Consider the following 13,666-nt stretch of genomic DNA (forward strand, 5'->3'; position numbering starts at 1 on the left):
AATGCCCGATTCATCCCTCCTTCGCTTCGAGGCCGTGGCGCCGTTGCGCGCGCAAGGCGCGGCGTGGCGCAAGGCCGGCGAATCCGTGGTGCTGGTGCCGACCATGGGGGCCCTGCATGCGGGCCACCTCGCCCTCGTGGCGCGGGCGCGTGAGTTGGGACGCCGCGTGGTGGCGAGCATCTTCGTCAACCCGACGCAGTTCGGCCCGACCGAGGATTTTTCGCGGTATCCGCGCGATACGGAGGCCGATCTGGCCCTCCTGGCGGAGGCCGGGGCCGATGCCGCCTACTTGCCCGATGTCGCTGCCATGTATCCGCCGGACTTTTCCACCCGCGTCGAGGTCGATAGCCTCACGCAGGGCCTGTGCGGCCAGTTCCGCCCGGGGCACTTTTCCGGGGTCGCCACCGTGGTGACGAAGCTCCTCAATCGGGTGCAGCCCGACATCGCCCTGTTCGGCGAGAAGGATTATCAGCAGCTTCAGGTGATCCGCCGCGCCGTGCGCGACCTCGACCTGCCCGTGGAGATCCAGGGCGTGGCGACCCTTCGCGAGGCGGACGGCCTCGCCCTGTCCTCGCGCAACCGCTACCTCAGTCCCGAGGAGCGCCGCGCCGCGCCGCGCCTGCACGCGGTCCTGTCGGCCATCGCCACGGGCCTCGCCGCCGGAGCCGAGGCGGAGCCGCTGGTGGCCGGGGGCCGGGCCGAACTGGAGGCAGCGGGTTTTTCGCCCGTGCAGTATTTGGAGGTCCGCGACGCCGAGACCCTGGAGCCGGCGACGCGGGCCAGCCGGCCCGTACGGGTTCTGGCGGCGGCCTATCTCGGCCGCACCCGCCTCATCGACAACGTGGCCGCACTCAGGGCTTGAGGGGGTTGGCGAGGAAGAAGTTCAGCATGGCGCGCGACGCGTCCGGCCCACGCGGATCGGTGTAGCTTCCAGCCATAGTGCCGCCCGACCAGGCGTGGCCGAGTCCCCGGACCAACCAGCTCTCGACGGAGACGTGCCCGGCCGCATCGGCGTAGCGGGTGCGGATGTAGGGAAGTCCGCCGGGGCTGACGGCCTCGGTGACTTCCGGGGTCAAACCGGCGATGCCCGCCTGGGTGAGCGCCTGCTCGCCGTTGAGCGGATTGACCGTGCCGTCACTCTCGCCGTGGACCACGATGGTCGGCATGGGCGTGACGGGGGCTATGCAATCGGCCGCCGCCACGGGCCCGAGGCGCATCACGGTCAACGCCGCCGAGACGTCGCGGGCGCACCCCGCCGCCAACCCCGAATGGATGCCCACCGCCGCGAAGAGTTCGGGATAGGCGTGGGCCACGTTGGCCGCCGCCGCCCCGCCCGCCGAGAGGCCGGCGATGAAGACGTGGCGGGGATTAATCCGATGCTCGGCGACGACCGCGCGGGTCATGCCGGCGATGATGCCGGTCTCGCCGGCCTCGCGGTCCTGGTCGCCCGGTTGGAACCAGTTCCAGCAGCGCTGCCCGTTGGCCCGGCTCGTCTGGCCGGGATAGAGGACGTAGAATCCGTGCGTCTCGGCCAGGGTGTTCATCCCGGTGCCGGCGGCGAAGTCGGCCGGCGACTGGCTGCAGCCGTGAAGCATCACCACCAGGGGGCGGGTGCCCGGATGGGCCTTGGGCACGAACAGCTTGTACTCGCGGGTCCCGTGCGGACCCGTATGGCTGCCGTCGGTGAAGCTGCTCTCGCCGGTGGTGGCGGGCTCCGGGGTGGCGGGCATCGCCTCCTCGTCCGGTCTGCGCCCGACGCGGCCCGATACGCCGAGCCCTTCCAGGACGGGCGCGACGCTGCGCTCCAGACCCTGCGTCACCGACTCGACCACCTTGCGCAGGCGGTCGGTCAGACCGGCGGTTTCTGCTGGCTGGGACACGTGGCCGTGCGGCTCGAGACCTTCGTTCATGCTGCGCTGGATCAGAGCCGATGCGTCGCCAATGCGCCCCGTGGCGGTGAGCCGGGTCGCCTCCATCATGTCGGCCAAGCGGTCCTGCATCCGGTTCTGTTGATCGCTCATCGGAGATTCGCTTTCAGGTTCTGCGCGGCACCAGGGGACGCACGAACGGTCCGGGGCGGGGTTGGAAGGGCGGGGCTTGACGATAAGGCGAGGGTAGTCAGCGCAACCGGTCGGCCAGCGCCGCCTTGACGGCGGGACTCGCCTGCAGGCTGCCCATGACCTCGATGGACGCGATGGTCTCGCGCGCGAGTTCGGGGGAGACGTCGGCGGCGATGCTGGCGAGTCCCAGGACACGGATATCCAGGGTGGTGCCGGCGGCGCGATGGGCTTCGAGATCGAGGCGGCCGTAGTGGCGCAGACCGAGTTCCACGTGTTTGCGGGCCACGGATTGACGCGTCACGTCGGCGTGGCGGACGATCTGATTGCGGACGGCCGTGCGGATGAAGTCGGAGCGGTTGGCATAAAGGCTTTCGGAAACGAGAAGGTCGATATGCCCGAGGTCGACGTAGCCGAGGTTGATCGTGATCTTCTCGCTGTCACCGACCCGCGTTGTGGGCCGTGGCCTCTGCAGAATGTCCGACACGTCCCGCTCCGCTACCATCTCCACAGCTGGTATATGGAGGATGAATGGTGCGACGCAATATGAAATATTGCGCTGCACTTCCATGTTTGGATGCCATGCGTCCCACGCAAATCTCTACCTTCCACCGACTTGGAAACCGGTGTGTTCGACATCGGAAATTTGTCGCGGATGCGACCGGGGCTCAGGCCAGGAGCTTGTCGATGGTGATCGGCAGTTCTCGGATGCGCTTGCCCGTGGCGTGGAACACCGCGTTGGCCACCGCCGCCGCCGTTCCCACGATGCCGATCTCACCGAGCCCCTTCACGCCCATGGGATTGGCCTTGTCCTCCTCGTCGACGAAGATCACGTCGATGTCGTGGATGTCGGCGTTCACGGGCACGTGATACTCGCCGAGATTGTGGTTCATGAACCGGCCCAGCGCGTGGTCGAGCATCGATTCCTCTTCCAGGGCCGAGCCGATCCCCATGACCACGCCGCCGAGGATCTGGCTGCGTGCGGTCTTGAGGTTGAGGATCTTGCCCGCCGCGATGGCCGAGACCACGCGGGTGACGCGGATCACGCCGAGATCCTCGTCGATCTTCACCTCAACGAACACCGCCGAGTGGGTGTAGGGCGAGAAGGCCTTCTGGTGCGCGGCATCCGGCCCGGCCGAGCCCGTGGCCTCCAGGGTTTCCGTGCCGGTGGCCCTCAGCACATCGGTGATGGCGATGCTGCGGGATGCGTCGCCCGCTACCCCGATGTGCCCATCCTTGAACACCGCGCGGTCGAAATCGACGTTGGCGAGCGGGGAATCGTCGAGCCCGCGCGCCAGGGCGAAGAGTTGCCCGGCGAGATCCTGGCAGGCCCGCATCACCGCCGTGCCGGAGGACGCCGCCGTCCACGAGCCGCCGGCGAGCGGCGCCTCGGCGAGGTCGGTGTCGCCGAGCTTCGTCGTCACGTCCTCCATCCGCAGCCCGAGGGTGTCGGCGGCGATCTGGGTCAGGATGGTGTATGTGCCGGTGCCGATGTCGCCCGTGGCATTGCCGACCGTGAGCTTGCCGTCCTGGGTCAGCGTCGCGCTCGCGCTCGACTGCTGCATCATCGATTCCCAAATGCCCGTGGCCATGCCCCAGCCGATGAGTTCGCGCCCGTCGCGCATGGAGCGGGGCTCCGGATTGCGGGTCGACCATCCGAAGCGCTCCGCGCCTTCCGCGAAACAGGCGCGCAGGGATTTCGAGCTGAACGGCTTGCCCTCCGTCCGGTCGCTCTCGCTGTAGTTCTTGAGGCGAAGGGCGATGGGGTCCTGCCCCGTCTCGTAGGCGAGTTCGTCCATGGCGATTTCGAGCGCCATCACGCCCGTGACGGCGCCGGGCGCGCGCATGTCGGACGGCGTGTAGGTGTCGAGCTGGGCGAGCTTGTAGGAGAGGGCGACGTTGTCGCAATCGTAGAGCACGCCCGACCAGTTGACGACGACCTCCTGGTAATCCTCGAAGTTCGAGGTGCCCGAGATGGCGTCGTGCCGGATCGACCGAAGGCCGCCCGAGGCATCCGCGCCCAGCGACACGGTCTGGAGCACGTCGGGGCGGTAGCCGAAGGTGAACATCTGGTCGCGGGTCAGCACCACCCGCACGGAGCGTTCCAGGGCGCGGGCGGCCAGCACGGCGAGGAAGAGCTGGTATTGCGGGCGCAGGCCCGAGCCGAAGCCGCCGCCGAGATACGGGTTGAGGACGCGCACATCCTCCTTCTTCATACCGAACACCGCGGCGATGTAGCCGTGGGTGTTCACGACGCCCTGGATCTTGTCGTAGACGGTGATCTTGCCGTCGCCCTCCCACACCACCGTGGAGGCGTGGGGCTCCATCGGGTTGTGATGCTCCACGGCCAGGCGATAATCCTGCGAGACCTTGATCGGCGCGGCGTCGAACGCGCCCGGGGCGTCGCCCCACGGGGCCGGCGGCGGCTTGATGCCCGAGCGCTTCTTCGGCGGCTCGTAGGCGAGCTCGCGCTGGGCCTCGAGATCGGTGGTCGGGGCCTCGGCCTCGTAGGCGACCTTGACGAGGGACGCGGCGTGGCGGGCCGTGTCGAAATCCTCGGCGACGACCAGGGCGACGGGCTGACCGCTGTACTGGATCTTGTCGTCGTAGAGGGCCCGGAACGGCGAGCCGGGCGGGGCCACCATGTCCTGGTAATTGTAGTCGAGCCACGCCGTGCGGGGCCGGTTCTCGTGGGTGAGGACCTTGATCACGCCCGGCACGGCTTCGGCGGCGGCGGTGTCGAGGGCGGTGATGCGGCCGCGGGCGATGCCGCTCGACACGACGTAGCCGTGGGCGAGGTCCGGCGCGGAAAACTCACCGGCGTACTTCGCCTGCCCGGTGACCTTGGCCGGACCGTCGACGCGGCTGCGCGCCGTGCCCACGTAGGTGTCCGTGCCGGAGGAATTGATGGACTTGGCCATGGAGCGGATTTCCTTCAGGCGATGCGCTTGTCGGACTGCGACTGGGGCGTGCCGGCGGCGGCCTGGGACAGGCCGCGCACGAGGGCGCGTCGCGTGAGTTCGACCTTGAACGCGTTCTCGGATTGGGGCTGGGCCGCGGCGACCACGATGTTGGCGGCGGCCGCGAAGGTCTCGTGCGTCGCCGGCTTTCCGGCGAGGAAGGCTTCGGCTTCCCTGTCGCGCCACGGCTTGTGGGCAACGCCGCCCAGGGCGAACCGGGCGGACCGGATCGTGTCGCCGTCGAGGGTCATCACGGCGGCGACCGACACGAGGGCGAAGGCATAGGACAGGCGGTCGCGCAGCTTGAGGTAGGTATGGTGCGGGCCGAAGGTCTCGTCGGGTAGGTCGACGGAGAGCACGATCTCGCCGGGCTTCAGGGTGGTGTCGCGCTCCGGATTGTCTTCCGGCAGGCGGTGGTACTCGGCGAACGGAATCGTCCGCTCGCCCTCCGGCCCCGCGACCCGCACCACCGCGTCGAGGGCGGCCAGGCCCACGCACATGTCGGAGGGGTGGGTGGCGATGCAGCTCGGGCTCGTGCCGAAGATGGCGTGGATGCGGTTGACGCCGCCGATGGCCGGGCAGCCGGAGCCGGGCAGGCGTTTGTTGCACGGTGTCGCTTCGTCGTAGAAATAGTAGCAGCGGGTGCGCTGGTTGAGGTTGCCGCCCGTCGTGGCGGCGTTGCGCAACTGGCCCGAGGCCCCCGCCAGGATCGCGCTGGCGAGCAACGGGTAACGCTCCTTCACCTGCGCGTCGTACGCGACGGTGGAATTGGTCACGAGGGCGCCGATGCTGAGGCCGCCGTCGCGCGCCGCGATGGCGTCGAGGGGCAGACGGGTGATGTCGACGAGGCGGCCCGGCTGCTCGACGTTGTATTTCATCAGATCGACGAGGTTGGTGCCGCCGGCGATGAAGCGCGCGTTGCCCCCCGCCACCGCCTTCACGGCGTCGGCGACGGTCTCAGGGCGGACGTAATCGAAGCGGTTCATTTCGCGGCTCCCGCCTGCATCACGTCTTCGATGGCGTCGACGATGTTGGTGTAGGCGCCGCAGCGACAGATGTTGCCGCTCATGGCCTCGCGGATCTCTTCGCGCGAATGCGCGTGGCCCTCCGTCATCATGCCCACCGCCGAGCAGAGCTGTCCGGGCGTGCAGTAACCGCACTGGAACGCGTCGTGCTCGACGAAGGCTGCCTGGAGCGGGTGGAGACCGGCGCTCTCGGCCAGGCCCTCGACGGTGGTGATGCTGGCCCCGTCCTTCATCACGGCGAGGGCCAGACAGGAATTGATCCGCACCCCGTCGACCAGCACCGTACAGGCGCCGCACTGGCCGTGATCGCAGCCCTTCTTCGTGCCGGTGAGGTCAAGATCCTCGCGCAGCAGGTCGAGGAGGGTGGTCCACGGGGCGACGTCGAGGGTGCGGGCCTGCCCGTTGATCGTCAGGCTGATGGCGATGGTGTTCGCCGCGCCGGGTGCGCCGCTTTCGATGAGCATGGCATGTGTCCGTGACAGAAGCAGCGACCGCAACGGCCGCCGGATTTCGGAAATTCGGTCGAAACGGCAGGCAGGGGGAAAATCACCGTCCCTGGTCGGTCCACTCGATAACCGTTCCAGATTGCGCCTGTTCCCTTTCAGGGCCCGGCGGGAAGGTTTGCGCCCTCACGGCACCTCGGCTAACCCGGTGTCGATTCCCGACGAAGGACGTCCGATGACTGCGCTCGCTCCGGTTCTCAACGACATCGACCGCGATCTCGACAACGCCCTGGAGCGCCTGTTCGCGTTCCTGCGCATCCCGTCCGTCTCCACCGATGCCGCCTACGCACCCCATTGCCGCGCGGCGGCGCAGTGGCTGGAAGGCACGCTGACGGCGCTCGGCTTCGAGACCGGCATCCACGAGACCTCGCTGCATCCGGTGGTGCTGGCCCATGCGCCGAAGCCCGGCACACCGCACGTGCTGTTCTACGGCCATTACGACGTGCAGCCGGTCGACCCCCTGGCCCTGTGGGAGACGCCGCCCTTCGAGCCGCGCATGGCCCTGAACGCCAAGGGCGAGCAGCAGATCGTCGCGCGCGGCGCCTCCGACGACAAGGGTCAGGTCATGACCTTCATTGAGGCCTGCCGGGCGCATCTGGCCATGGCGGGCGAGCTGCCCTGCGGCGTCACCATCCTGATCGAGGGCGCGGAGGAGAACGGCTCGCAGGGCCTGCCCGAATGGGTCGCGGCGAACCGCGACAAGCTCGACGCCGACATCGTGCTCGTGTGCGACACCAGCATGTGGAACCCCACCACGCCGGCCATCACCACGTCCCTGCGCGGCCTCGCGTATTTCGAGGTGAAGGTGCGTTGCGCCGACCGCGACCTGCATTCGGGCTTCTTCGGGGGCGCGGCGCGCAACCCCATCCACGTCCTGTCGAAGATCATCGCCGATCTGCACGACGCCGACGGCAAGGTGGCGCTACCGGGCTTCTACGAGGGCGTGCGCGAGACGCCGCAGGCCATCCTCGACCAGTGGCGCGGCCTCGACTTCACGGCGGAGACGTTCCTCGGCCCCATCGGCCTATCGGAGCCAGCCGGCGAGCACGGGCGCATGCTCATCGAACTCGTCCAGTCGCGGCCCGCCTGCGACGTCAACGGCATCATCGGCGGTTATACGGGCGAGGGCACCAAGACGGTGATCGCCGGCGAGGCCAGCGCCAAGGTCTCGTTCCGCCTCGTGGACGATCAGGACCCCGAGCGGCTCGCGCGAACCTTCGAGGCCTTCGTGCGCGAACGCATCCCCGCCGACTGCTCCGTCGAGGTGATCTGCTACAAGGGCAGCCGAGCCATCAGCCTGCCCTACGACATGCCGGAACTCGACCTCGCCCGCGCGGCGCTGGCCGAGGAATGGGGCGTGCCCGCCGTGACCATCGGGGCCGGCGGCTCGATTCCCATCGTGGGCGACTTCAAACGGCTGCTGGACCGCAACACGCTCCTGATCGGCTTCGGCCTCGACGACGACCGCATCCACTCGCCCAACGAGAAGTACGACCTTAAGAGCTTCCACAAGGGCACCCGCTCCTGGGCCCGCATCCTGGCGGCCTTCGGCGCCGCCGGGCGGGCGGCCTGAGCGCGGTCGGAGAAACGCGACTTGCGTATCCGCGTCCCGTCCCGATGACGGAGCCATCCGCGCAACGGGTCGACGGACATCTCTTCGCGGTGGGCGAAGGCGTCTTCGTCGTCCGCTATCCCCTGTCCACCGCCCTGCCGATTCCCCTGGGCCTCGGCGCGGGCGAACTCCTGACCTGGGCGTTCTGCGGCCTAGGCCGGCCCGGCACGGAGCCGATGGCGCTCCTCGTCCTCTCCGCCCACGATCCGGGTGGGAGCCTGACCGTCGCGACGCACTTCCACGACCTGATCGTCTCGGTTCCGCCGCCGCGTCCGGCGGCCGAACTCGATCCGGCCGAGCGCTCGACCCTGTGCCCGGCCGTGCTGGGTGCCCTGACCCCCGCGACCTATGGTGCCCTCACCCCGTTGCTGGCGCTCCTCGGCCCCGCCCTGTCGGCCCTCGCCGAAAGTCGGGAGGCCTCGGCCGGCGCACCCGACCTCGCGCTGGCGGGTTCGGGCGAGGCGACCCTGACGGGCAGCCGTGTCCCGAGCGTCCTGATGCTGCGCTCCGGTGCCCGGTGGCGCTGCGCCCGGGTGGCGCGGGCCCGCTTGCGTTTCGGTGCCGCGCCCCATGCGGTCCTCACCCTCGATCCCGTCTGGGGCGAGCCCGCCACGGGCACCACCGACGCCGCCCTCCTCGTCGGATCGGACGGGATCACCGCCGTTCGGGTGCGCCCGTGAGCCGCCCGACCGTCCTCGTGATCGCGCCGATGCCGGCCTTCCCGACGAGCGCCGGCAACCGGCGCCGCCTCGTCACCACCTGCGAATCCCTGGCGCGGGGCGGGTTCGCCGTCGATCTCGCCTACTTCGCCCACGAGGACCAGATCTACCGCCGCTTCGGCCAGCACCCGCCCACCGATGCGGCGGCCATGGCCCGGCATTTTCAGCGGACCTTCCGGGTCGAACCGAAGGCCGCGATCCCCCTCAAGACGCGCGCCCGGCACTTCAGCATCGACGATTGGTGCCCCGACGAACTCGGGGACTTCGTCGCCTGGTACTGCGCGGCCTACCCCGAGACCCGCGCCGTACTCGTCAATTACGTGTTCCTGTCGCGCTGCCTCGCGGCGGTGCCGCCCGGCCGCCTCACCCTCATCGACACCCACGACCGCTTCGCCGACCGGCAGGCGCAGTACCGTCCGTTCCGGGCCGAGCCGAACTTCTTCTACACGGACGCGGCCGGGGAAGCGGCAGGGCTCGACCGGGCCGACGTGGTGCTGGCGATTCAAGCGGAGGAGGCTGCGCATTTCGCGGCGATCACCCGTGCCCGGGTCCACCTCCTGCCGCCGCATTTCCCGGCCCGCCGGCCGTTCCGCGCGCCGGAGCGCCTCGCCCGGATCGGCTTCATTGGCCACGGCAACGATCCGAACCTGTTCTCCATCGGGCGCTTCGCCGAAGCCTGGAGCGCGGATTGGACCCCGAGCCGGCCGATCCTCGTCATTGCCGGCGAGATCTGCGCGGGCCTCGGGGCGAGGCCACGACCGGGCATCGAGTTAGCCGGCTATGTCGATCGGATCGAGGACTTCTACGACGGCGTCGATCTCGTCGTGGCACCGATGCTCATGGGCAGCGGTCTCAAGATGAAGGTCGCCGAGGCCCTCTCTTTCGGCGTCCCCGTCATCGGCACCAGCATCGGTTTCGAGGGTTTTTCGCCCATCGCTCCGGCCCATCGCTGCGCGGGTGTGGACGAGGTCAAGGCCCAGGTGCTCACCCTCGTGGAAGACGCCCGCGGGCTGGCGGCGCTGACAGTGGCCTGCGCGAATTTATTCGCCAGCTATAATTCCGGCACGCAGGCGGCGGAGGACGCGCTTCTGACGCTCTTGCGGGCGCACATCGGAGATCTGATCCCCGAACGCGGCGATGCGGTGCCTCCCGCAGCCATCGATGGACACGATCCGGTCACCCTGGCGTTGCCCGGTGGCGCCCTGACCTGCGTGGCCGGCCTCGGCACGGCGGAGCCGGACGATGCCCGACACGGCATTCTCATCGCCACCGAACGCGCGGCCCCGCCGGGCACGGCCCCCTATTCGCCCGAGCGGCGGCGCTGGTTCGTGCAAGCGGAGCAGGGACCCTCGAGGGGAATCGCGAGCGGCCTCGCCGGAGCCGAAGTCGCCCTCGGTCCCGAATGGGTGCGGGGGCGCCGGTTGCCGCCGGCCCTCCGCGCCGCCGTAGCGGTGGAGATCGCCGGGGTGCAGCCCGATTGGGAGGCCGAGGCCCGCCTCGTCGGCGCCGGACCCCGACGGTTCGTCCTGGCTCTGGCGCTGCCGAGTCACCTCGTCGGCGGCCGCCATCCGGGCGCGGCGTTTCTGATCGAACCCGACGCGGCGCTGGAACTGACCCTGGGCGCCATCACGCCCCTCGGGCTCGCCCAGGGGCTGCCGTTCCTGAGCGCGACGCGCACGGATCTCGCGCCCGTCCCGGCGAGCTTCATCCTGGACGGAGGAGAGGCGCCGACGAACGGAGGCCTTCTGCTGATCCTGCACGACGACCTCGTCGGCCGCGTTCGGCTGCCCGCCGCCGGCTCGTCCCCCGGACTTCACCCATGACGACTTCACCCATGACGACTTCGCCCACGACCACGTCGCCCATGACGCCGCTGTTCGAAGCCGTCGATGCCGCCACCGGCCGCAAGGCCGCCCTCGCCGAGGCGGGCCTTATCTGGAATTCCCTGTTCCTCAACGATGTCCGCATCGGCTTCCGATCGGAAGCGACGCCGCGCGTGTCCATCGTCATCGTCGCGCGCGGCGCCCGCCACATGCTGGCCTGGACCCTCTACCGCCTCGCCGCCGGGCAGGCCCTGGCCGGCGTGCCCTTCGAGGTCATCGTCGTCGACAACGCCTCCGATGCCGAGACCCGCACCCTGTTCGCCCGGGTCGACGGCGCCGAGGTTGTGCTTAACGACGAGAATATCGGCTTCGGCCCCGCCTGCAACGCGGGCGCGGCGCTGGCGCGCGGGCCGTATCTCCTGTTCCTCAACCCCGATGTCGACCTGATGCCCGGGGCTCTCCGCGCCCTCCTCGACACCTTCACGGAGTTCGACGCCGTCGGCATCGCCGGTGCCCGCCTCGTGTTCCCGGGCGGCGTTCTCCAGGAAGCCGGAGCGAATTTTCGCGACGACGCCCAGACCACGCATCCGTACGGCCGGGGCGGCGCCGATGCCTTCGCGCCCGAGGCCTCCTTCGCCCGCGAAGTCGGCTACGTTTCGGGCGCCGTGCTGATGATCGAGGCCGCCCTGTTCGGGCAGCTCGGCGGGTTCGACGATTGGTTCGCGCCGGCCTATTTCGAGGACACGGATCTGTGCGTGCGCTGCCACCAGGCCGGGCGCCGGGTGGTGTATCAGCCCCGTGCCATCGCGATCCACGTCGAGAACGTCACAAGCGCCCGGCGCGACGACGTCGAGCGCCTGCTCGACCGCAACCGCGCGCGCTTTCGCGAGCGCCATGCGGCGTGGCTGTTCGGGCAGGGACCGCAGCGCACCGGCTTCGCCACCCGCGACCACGACCCCTGGACCCTGCGCGTCCTCTACGTCGAGGACCGGGTGCCGCACCTCGACCTCGGTGCCGGCCTGCCGCGCGCCAACCACATCCTCAACGCCATGGCGGGCCTCGGCTACGCGGTGACGTTCTGCTCCATCCACGGCGAGCGCGAGGAACCGGGCCGGCTCACCCGCGACCTCTCCACCCGCATCGAGATCGTCGAGCCCTGCGGCGAGGCCGGCCTGCGCCACCTCGTCCAGGAGCGGCCGGATTACTACGACGTGCTCTGGGTCAGCCGTCCGCCGAACATCGAACGGACTTGCCGCGTGCTGCACGATCTCGGGCTCACCCCGCGGGATGTCGGGCGCTCCCGAATCGTGTTCGATTCGGAGGCCGTGTTCGCCCTGCGCGGCTTCGTCACCGAGGCGCTCTCCGGCGCTCCCGCCCACGGCCCCGCCCTGGCGCGGGCCTGCGCGCGCGAGATCCGCCACTTCGCCGTGGCCGACCACGTGGTCTGCGTCTCGGAGGCCGAGGCGCGGGTGCTACGGGCGAGCGGCGTTCCCAACGCCACGGTGTTGGGCCATGCGCTGACCTTCCGGGACGACCCGCCCGATTTCTCGGCGCGCGACGGCTTCGTGTTCCTCGGGTCGCTGGCCCGCGAGGGCGAGCCCAACATCGATTCCCTCGATTGGTTCTTTTCGGACGTCTGGCCCCTTCTTCGCGCGCGTATGCCGGACGCGCACGTCACCCTCGTCGGCGCCGTGGCGCCGTCCATCCGTGAACGGCTTTCGGGCGAGGGGGTGCGGATCCTCGGCCGCGTCGACGCGGTCGGCCCGATCCTCGATGCCGCCCGCGTGTCGCTGGCCCCGACGCGCTTTGCCGCCGGCATCCCGCACAAGGTCCACGAGACCGTGGCGCACGGCCTGCCCGGCGTGGTCACGCCGATCCTCGCCGCGCAGATCGGCTGGCCGGACGGCACCGGCTCCCTGACCCGCGACTGGCGCGATCCGGCAGGCTTCGCCGAGGCCCTGGCGAGCCTCCACACGGACGACGCCCTCTGGACCGAGGTTCGGCGGGCCGGTCTCGATCGGATCCGGGCCGACTGCGACCCCACGCGCTACGCGCAGACCCTGCGCCGTCTCTGCGAGGCACCGACCTTCGCATGAGCGCGAAACCCAACCCCCGCCAGCGTGCCGTCGCGCGCATCACGGAACTCGTTCGTCGGCTCATCATCGGCCGTGTGCCGCGCCTGTTCGACGAGGCTTTCTACCGGACGCGCTACCCCGACGTGGCCCGTTCCGGGATCGACCCGTATTGGCACTACGTCCGGCGCGGCGCCGGCCTCGGCTACGATCCGAACGCGGATTTCGACACGGCGTATTATCGCCGCCAGAGCGGGCCGACCCGCCTCGACCCCGTGCGCCATTACCTGCGCACGGGCGCCGCCGCCGGCCTCGATCCGAGCCCGGCCTTCAGCACCCTGATGTATCTCGCTCGCTACCCCGATGTCGGGCGGGCGGGCATCAACCCCCTCCTGCATTTCCGCCAGGACGGGCGCCCCGAAGGCCGCATCGCCGCGCCGTCCTCCACCGGGCCCGACCAGTGGGTGGCGCTGGCCGGCGTGCGGGCCGCTCACCGGTGGGATTACCCCAGTGCGGAGACCCCGCGCTTTACCCTCGCTTTCCGGCGCGACATCCCCGTCGAGGCCTGCCCCGACGACGCGCCCCGGCTCTGCCTCGTCCTGACCCTCGACGAATCCGAGATGGCCGCCCTCGTGGCGACCGTCGAGGGCTTCGCACAGGGGATCGCGGACGCCGTCGCCCTCGACATCGACACGACCGCGCGACCGCACCCGCCGCGCCCGACGGCGATCCTCGCCCTGGAGCAGTGCTTCCACGGGACCGGCGCGGATGGGGAACGGCGCCTGCGCTACGCCGAGGCCCGGCTGTGGGACCTCGTACCCGAGCGGCCGCGCGTCCGCGCCATCGGCCGGGGCGGCGGCCTCTCCGTCGGCGTGCCCGCCGGCTGACGCGGCGC

General features: G+C 70.1%; 11 protein-coding genes. 6 read left to right on the forward strand and 5 right to left on the reverse strand.

What is annotated here, in order from left to right; translation table 11 throughout:
* Position 1 precedes the first annotated feature (1 nt).
* The gene (panC, locus tag ASF27_RS13845; RefSeq protein WP_056360821.1) at positions 2-862 is read left to right on the forward strand and encodes a pantoate--beta-alanine ligase; all 861 of its coding nucleotides are present in this window, start codon (positions 2-4) and stop codon (positions 860-862) included.
* Here panC and ASF27_RS13850 read toward each other — a convergent pair.
* The 5 genes from ASF27_RS13850 to ASF27_RS13870 all read right to left on the reverse strand — a co-directional run bounded on the left by ASF27_RS13850 (position 852) and on the right by ASF27_RS13870 (position 6,506).
* Entirely contained in the window at positions 852-2,021 is a 1,170-nt protein-coding gene (locus ASF27_RS13850) for a PHB depolymerase family esterase (protein ID WP_056360824.1), read from the reverse strand. The two genes, panC and ASF27_RS13850, sit on opposite strands and share 11 nt — an antisense overlap.
* Positions 2,022-2,118: 97 nt before the next feature.
* Positions 2,119-2,562: a hypothetical protein gene (locus ASF27_RS13855; RefSeq protein ID WP_056266841.1), complete on the reverse strand. Its 444-nt coding sequence runs from the start codon at positions 2,560-2,562 to the stop codon at positions 2,119-2,121.
* Between the two features lie 163 nt (positions 2,563-2,725).
* The gene (locus ASF27_RS13860) at positions 2,726-4,978 is read right to left on the reverse strand and encodes a xanthine dehydrogenase family protein molybdopterin-binding subunit (RefSeq protein WP_056360828.1); all 2,253 of its coding nucleotides are present in this window, start codon (positions 4,976-4,978) and stop codon (positions 2,726-2,728) included.
* Positions 4,979-4,992: 14 nt separating this feature from the next.
* On the reverse strand, positions 4,993-6,003 hold the full coding sequence (locus ASF27_RS13865) for a xanthine dehydrogenase family protein subunit M (RefSeq protein WP_056306233.1): 1,011 nt from the start codon (positions 6,001-6,003) through the stop codon (positions 4,993-4,995).
* Positions 6,000-6,506 (reverse strand): (2Fe-2S)-binding protein, encoded by a 507-nt coding sequence (locus ASF27_RS13870; RefSeq protein WP_056360831.1) that lies wholly within the window; start codon positions 6,504-6,506, stop codon positions 6,000-6,002. The genes ASF27_RS13865 and ASF27_RS13870 overlap by 4 nt, the downstream gene beginning before the upstream one ends.
* Positions 6,507-6,720: 214 nt before the next feature.
* Here ASF27_RS13870 and ASF27_RS13875 point away from each other — a divergent pair, with 214 nt between their 5' ends.
* Genes ASF27_RS13875 through ASF27_RS13895 form a run of 5 tightly spaced genes read left to right on the forward strand, consistent with a single transcriptional unit; the run spans position 6,721 to position 13,658 of the window.
* A complete protein-coding gene (locus tag ASF27_RS13875; protein WP_056360835.1) occupies positions 6,721-8,118 on the forward strand; it encodes a M20/M25/M40 family metallo-hydrolase in 1,398 nt (465 codons plus the stop codon).
* Between the two features lie 44 nt (positions 8,119-8,162).
* Positions 8,163-8,837, forward strand: coding sequence for a hypothetical protein (locus ASF27_RS13880; protein WP_056360838.1), 675 nt, complete (start codon positions 8,163-8,165; stop codon positions 8,835-8,837).
* Complete coding sequence (locus ASF27_RS13885; protein ID WP_347379637.1) at positions 8,834-10,699, forward strand: glycosyltransferase; 1,866 nt, start codon at positions 8,834-8,836, stop codon at positions 10,697-10,699. Before ASF27_RS13880 ends, ASF27_RS13885 begins: the two co-directional genes overlap by 4 nt.
* 11 nt (positions 10,700-10,710) lie before the next feature.
* Positions 10,711-12,795 carry a glycosyltransferase gene (locus ASF27_RS13890; RefSeq protein ID WP_244481009.1) on the forward strand — a complete coding sequence of 695 codons (2,085 nt, stop codon included), beginning with the start codon at positions 10,711-10,713 and terminating at the stop codon, positions 12,793-12,795.
* Positions 12,792-13,658 (forward strand): hypothetical protein, encoded by an 867-nt coding sequence (locus ASF27_RS13895; protein ID WP_056266858.1) that lies wholly within the window; start codon positions 12,792-12,794, stop codon positions 13,656-13,658. Before ASF27_RS13890 ends, ASF27_RS13895 begins: the two co-directional genes overlap by 4 nt.
* The last annotated feature ends 8 nt before the right edge of the window (positions 13,659-13,666 follow it).

Source organism: Methylobacterium sp. Leaf102 (assembly GCF_001422425.1).
GTDB lineage: Bacteria > Pseudomonadota > Alphaproteobacteria > Rhizobiales > Beijerinckiaceae > Methylobacterium.